Annotated in this window: 3 protein-coding genes; 2 read left to right on the forward strand and 1 reads right to left on the reverse strand. The window is 74.4% G+C overall.

Features of this window, described 5'->3' with window-relative positions; all coding sequences use genetic code 11:
• Positions 1–366 precede the first annotated feature (366 nt).
• A complete protein-coding gene (locus AC0IY1_RS02345) occupies positions 367–3,585 on the forward strand; it encodes a helicase-related protein (protein WP_471767424.1) in 3,219 nt (1,072 codons plus the stop codon).
• 128 nt (positions 3,586–3,713) lie between these two features.
• A complete protein-coding gene (locus AC0IY1_RS02350) occupies positions 3,714–4,949 on the forward strand; it encodes an oxalate decarboxylase family bicupin (RefSeq protein WP_055946980.1) in 1,236 nt (411 codons plus the stop codon).
• A 67-nt stretch (positions 4,950–5,016) separates the two neighbouring features.
• Here AC0IY1_RS02350 and AC0IY1_RS02355 read toward each other — a convergent pair whose 3' ends face one another.
• Positions 5,017–5,997: a sulfonate ABC transporter substrate-binding protein gene (locus AC0IY1_RS02355; protein ID WP_471767427.1), complete on the reverse strand. Its 981-nt coding sequence runs from the start codon at positions 5,995–5,997 to the stop codon at positions 5,017–5,019.
• Positions 5,998–6,000: the final 3 nt, after the last annotated feature.

Consider the following 6,000-nt stretch of genomic DNA (forward strand, 5'->3'; position numbering starts at 1 on the left):
AAACGCAGGACCGCGTCGTCTCCCGCTTCGACCGTGACTTCCCAGGAACCGGGCCGGGAATCGAGCCAGGTACCGAGCAGGGCAGCGACCAAGGCGCCCCGCGCCAAGGCGGCCCCGAAATCCGCCTCCCGCAAGGCTGCGGGGACGGCCGCCGAGCCGGTGTCCCGGGAGGCATCCGGCCCGGACTCGAGCCCGGAAACCAACAGAACACCGGGCAAAGCCGCCGGCAAGGAACCCGGAACGGACCGCCCGGCAGCCGCCCAGGCCGCCCCGGCCGGCCCCGAGATCGTGGCTCCGCTGGTGCCCACCGGCGCCCTGGCCGTCGCCCTCCTGGACCTGACCCGGACGGGCAAGCCCCTGGTCCACATGGCCCGCGAGAGCCACCGGCTCGACGTCATCGCGAAGATCCTGCGGGCGCTGTCGCCCGAGCGCAGCGTCGCGATCTACCCGGAATGGGACTGCCTGCCCTACGACCGGGCGTCGCCCTCGCGCGGGGTGATGGGCGCGCGCACCGGCGTGCTGCGCTGGCTCACCGACACGGCCGCCCTGCCCGACATCGTCCTCACCACCGCCCCCGCCCTGATCCAGCGCGTGCCCCCGGCCGAGACCTGGGCGCAGGCGCGCCTGGAGGTCCGGGTCGGCGATGCCCTCGATCCGTGCGCCGTCTCGGCCTTCCTGCAGCGCCTCGGCTACATCCTGGATGACCGGGTCGACGAGCCCGGCGAGGTCGCGGTCTGGGGCCGGACCGTGGACGTCTTTCCGGCCGCCGCCGACCGCCCCTGCCGCATCGAGTACGAGGCGGGCCGGGTCACCGCGATCCGCTCCTACGATCCGGTCTCGCAGCGCTCGCTGGCCGATGCCGACCTGCTCGTGATCGACCCCGCCACCGAGATCGTCCTGCCCGAGGGCTCGGAGAGCCGGCTCGCGCCCTTCACCGGCCAGGAACACGGCCTCGCCCGGTTCTACCCGTCCCTCGTCACCGTCCTCGACCAGGTGCCCGAGGCGCGCCTCGTGGTCGAGGACGGGGCTGAGGAGCGGGCGCAGGCCTTCTTCGAGCAGATCGCCGAGGGCCGCGAGGCCGCGGCCCGGTCCCGGCGCGGCGGGGCCGATGATAGCGGCCTCTACCTCGGCCCCGAGGACTGGGCGGCCCAGCTCGCGGCACGCCGGGTCGCCGAGGCTCAGGAGGCTGAGGAGGCCGAGGATCTCACCATGCCGGCCTTCGTGCGCAAGGCCCGGCCGAACACGGCCTTGGCCGAGACCCTGCGCGAGCGCCTGAAGGCGGGCGACCGCATCCTCCTCACGGGGCCGGCCGAGCCCCTGGCGCGGCTGGTGCGCATCGCCGAGCGGGCGCTGGGCCGCAAGGCCCGGACGGTGCGGGACTGGGCCGAGGCCGTCGCGGCCAAGCCCGGCGCGCTCCTCAGCCTGGAGGCCCCGATCGAGGCGGGCTTCCGGGTGCCCGGCGCGGGGATGGCGGTGGTGGCCGCCGCCGACCTGTTCGGCGCCCGCGCTGCTACGGTCGCGGCCGGGGGCCCGAGCGCCATCCTGCCCATCGGCGAGGTCGAGCTGCGCATCGGCGACGTCGCCGTCGACCGCGACAACGGGCTCTGCGTGTTCGAGGGCCTGGAGGCGGTGAGCACCGGCGACGGCGGAAGCGAGGACGCCCTGCGCCTGCGCTTTGCCGGCGACGGCATCCTGATGGTGCCGGTCTCGCAGGCCGACCGGATCTGGCGCTACGGCTCCGAGGCCGAGGCCGTGACCCTCGACAAGCTGGAGGGCGGAAGCTGGGCCAAAGGATCTTGGGGACGCCGTCGCCTGGAGGCGGAGGCCTGCATGGCCCGGGCCGCCCGGGTGATGCTGGCCGATGCCGAGAAGCGCCGGGAAATCCGGGCGCCGGTGCTGGTGCCGCCGGACCGGGAGATGGAGCGCTTCGCCGCCGGCTTCGGCTTCGCCCTGACCGCCGACCAGGCGGCGGCGGTGAGCGGCGTGGCCGCCGACCTCGCCTCGGGCCGGCCGATGGACCGCCTCGTCTGCGGCGATGTCGGCTTCGGCAAGACCGAGGTGGCCCTGCGCGCCGCGGCCGCCGCGGTGTTCGCCGGCAAGCAGGTGGCGATCGTCGCCCCGACCACGGTGCTGGCGCGCCAGCACGTGCAGACCTTCACCCGGCGCTTCGCCCGCTTCGGCATCGCGGTCGCCCACCTGTCCCGCCTGGTCTCGGCCGCCGAGGCCAAGCGGGTGAAGGCGGGGCTGGCCGACGGCACGATCCGCCTGGTGGTCGGCACGCACTGCCTCGCGGCCAAGGGCGTGGGCTTCGCCGATCTCGGCCTGATGGTCATCGACGAGGAGCAGCGCTTCGGCGCCCGGATCAAGCAGGGGCTGCGGGAGGCGGCGGGCGACGGCCACGTGCTCACGCTCACGGCGACCCCGATCCCCCGTACCCTGCAGAGCGCGCTGGTGGGGCTCCAGAGCCTCAGCGTCATCGCCACGCCGCCGTCCGTGCGCCAGCCCATCCGCACCGTGATCGCGCCCTTCGAGGACGAGGCGATGCGCGACGCCCTGCTGCGCGAGCACCGGCGCGGCGGCCAGAGCTTCGTCGTCTGCCCGCGCATCGAGGACATCGCCCCGATGGCCGCGCGCCTCGCCAAGCTGGTGCCGGACCTGCAGACCCGGGTGGCCCATGGCGAGCTCAACGCCGCCGAGATGGACGACGTGATGGTGCGCTTCGCCGACGGCGAGGGCGACGTGCTGCTGGCCACCAGCATCATCGAGAGCGGGCTCGACGTGCCGCGCGCCAACACCATGCTGGTCTGGGATGCGGAGCGCTTCGGCCTGTCGCAGCTGCACCAGCTGCGCGGCCGGGTCGGGCGCGGCCAGCGCCGCGGCGTGGTCTACCTCCTCAGCCGCCCCGACCGGCCGCTGACGCCCGCCACCGAGAAGCGCCTGCGGACGCTGGAAGCCCTCGACCGCCTCGGCGCGGGCTTCGCGATCAGCGCCCGGGACCTCGACCTGCGCGGGGCCGGCGATCTCGTCGGCGAGAACCAGGCCGGCCACGTCAAGCTCATCGGGCTCGGGCTCTACCAGCACCTGCTGCACCTGGCCCTGCGCGCGGCCAAGGGCGAGCCGGCCGAGGACTGGAACCCGGAGATCCGCCTCGGCCTCTCGGGTGCCGTGCCGGCCGACTACGTGCCCGAGCCCGAGGTGCGGCTCAGCCTCTACACCCGTCTCCTGCGCCTCACGAACCCGGAGGAGGTGGAGGCCCTGCGCAGCGAGGTGGTGGACCGCTTCGGCCCGCCGCCCGCCCCGTTCGAGGACCTGATCGCCCTGGCCCGGCTCCGGGTCGGCTGCCTGGGGCTGGGCATCCACCGCCTCAGCGGCGGACCGCAGGGGCTGGCCGCCGACCTGCGGCCGAGCGCGCCGCCGCTGCAGGTTCCGGTCCATGCCCACATCGTGCGCAAGGACAACCGCGTGCTCCTGCGCCAGGGCAGCGAGGATCCGGCGACGCGCGGGCGCCTCGCCGCCGCCTTCCTGGAGCGGCTTCGGGCGCAGGGCGAGCGACCGGCGCCCGCTGTTAGGGCCGCGGCGGCCTGAGCGGCGCGCGCACGAGGGCGTGAGGCACGGAACGGCCGTCGCCGGGGGCCGATTGACCGGAGGCAAGGGGGCGCCCAGCGGCGCCCCCGGATGCCACCCGAGACCTGAATGCCCGAGACCCGCCGCTCATGACCGACCTGTCCCGCCGAAGCCTCCTGGCCGCCACGGCCGCCGGGGGATCCCTCCTCACCGTGGCGGGCGCGCAGGGCCAGCCCGCGGCGCCCGCGGCGCAGAGCCCGATCCGGGGCAAGGACGGCGCTTCGATCCTGGGGCCCCGCAACCCGGCCCGGGAGGCGGAGGACCCCTTCACCCTGCGCCCGCCCCGGACCGACCACGGCACGATGCCGAACCTGAAATGGTCCTTCGCCGACAGCCACATGCGCCTCGAGGAGGGCGGCTGGGCCCGGCAGACGACGATCCGCGAACTCCCGGTGTCGAAGGCGATGGCGGGGGTGAACATGCGGCTCGGCGCCGGGGTGGTGCGCGAGATGCATTGGCACAAGGAGGCCGAGTGGGCCTACATGCTGAAGGGCCGGGCCCGGATCACCGCGGTGGATGCGCAGGGGCGGACCTTCGCGGACGATGTCGGCGAGGGCGACCTCTGGTACTTCCCCTCGGGCATCCCGCACGCGATCCAGGGCCTGTCCGCCGACGGCGTCGACGGCTGCGAGTTCCTGCTGGTCTTCGACGACGGCGGATTCTCGGAGGATTCCACCTTCCTGCTCACCGACTGGCTGGCGCATACGCCCAAGGAGATCCTGGCCAAGAACTTCGGCCTGCCGGAGAGCGCCTTCGCGGGCGTGCCGGAGAAGGAGCTCTACATCTTCCCGGGGCCGACGCCCGGCCCCCTGGACGCGGACCGGATGGGCGGCGCCGGCCCGGTGCCGGAGCCCTTCAGCCACCGGATGCTGGCCCAGGCCCCCCTGAGCCTGCCGGGCGGCACCGTGCGCATCACCGATTCCTCGGTGTTCAAGGCCTCGAAGACCATCGCGGCCGCCCTGGTGGAGCTGCAGCCCGGGGCCATCCGCGAGCTGCACTGGCACCCGAACGGCGACGAGTGGCAGTTCTACATCGCGGGCCAGGGCCGCATGACGGTGTTCGGCTCGGAATCGAAGGCCCGCACCTTCGACTACCAGGCCGGCGACGTCGGCTACGTGCCCTTCGCCATGGGCCACTACATCGAGAACACCGGCACGACGCCCCTGAGCTTCCTGGAGATGTTCCGCAGCCCGACCTACGCCGACATCTCCCTGCGCCAGTGGCTCGCCCTCACCCCGCACGCCCTGGTGGCCGCGCACACCCATCTCAGCGCGGCGGATCTCGACCGCCTGCCGGGGGTCAAGGCGCCGGTGCTGCCGGGCTGACCCTTGTTGGGCTGACCCTTGCCGGGCTGACCCTTGCCGGGCTGACCCTTGCCGGGCTGACTCGGCCTCAGCTGCCGGGCTTGCGCACCGCCGCGGCCACGTCCACGGGCTTCGGCAGCAGGCCGAGGCGGTGGAAGGTGTCGGCGACTCGCTGCTGGTCGGCGGTGGTCTCGGCGTTCAGGGGCGTGACCCCGTAGGTGAGGCGGCGCAGGGCCACCGTGAGGATCTGTGCCGGGATGCCGACGGAGGGGGCGAGTTCGGCTGCCACCGCGTCGGTGTTGTCCTTGGCCCAGGCGTCGATCGCGCCGATCGCCGCCAGCGTCGCGTCGAGGGCGGGGCCGTTGGCGGCGGCGAAGGCGCGGGTCGAGAGGTAGAACTGGCGGTTGGGCACGAGGTCGGTGCCGTCGACGAGGATGCGGCCGCCGGTGCTGCGCTCGCCCGAGGCGAGGTAGGGGTCCCAGATCGCCCAGGCGTCCACGGCGCCCCGCGCGAAGGCGGCGGCGCCGTCGGCCGGCGCCAGGAAGGTCGGCGTCACCGCCGCGTAGGGCACGCCCGCCTGCTCCAGGGCCCGGACCAGGAAGTAGTGGACGTTCGAGCCCTTGTTCAGGGCGATCTTCCTGCCGCGCAGGTCCGCGACCGTGCGGATCGGGCCGTCCTCGGCCACCAGGATCGCCTCGCCCTTCGGCGCGGCCGGCTCGTGGCCGACATAGAGCAGGTCCGGGTTGGCGGCCTGGGCGAAGATCGGGGGGGCCTCGCCGGCCGAGCCGAGATCGACCGCCCCGGCGTTCAGCGCCTCCATCAGGGGCGGCCCCGAGGGGAACTCGGCCCAGGCGACGCGGTAGCCCAGGGGCTTCAGGCGCTGCTCCAGCAGGCCCTTGCCCTTGAGGAGGACCAGGGTGCCGTATTTCTGGTAGCCGATCCGGATCACCCGCTCGTCCGCGCGGGCGTGCAGGATGCCGAAGGTCAGCAGCGCCAGAGCGGTGAGCAGGGTCCAGGCGCGGCGGGTGGCGTCGGGGCGGAGGGCGTGGGCGCGGGTGGCGGCGGGCATGGG

The organism is Methylobacterium sp. AC690, assembly GCF_979256535.1.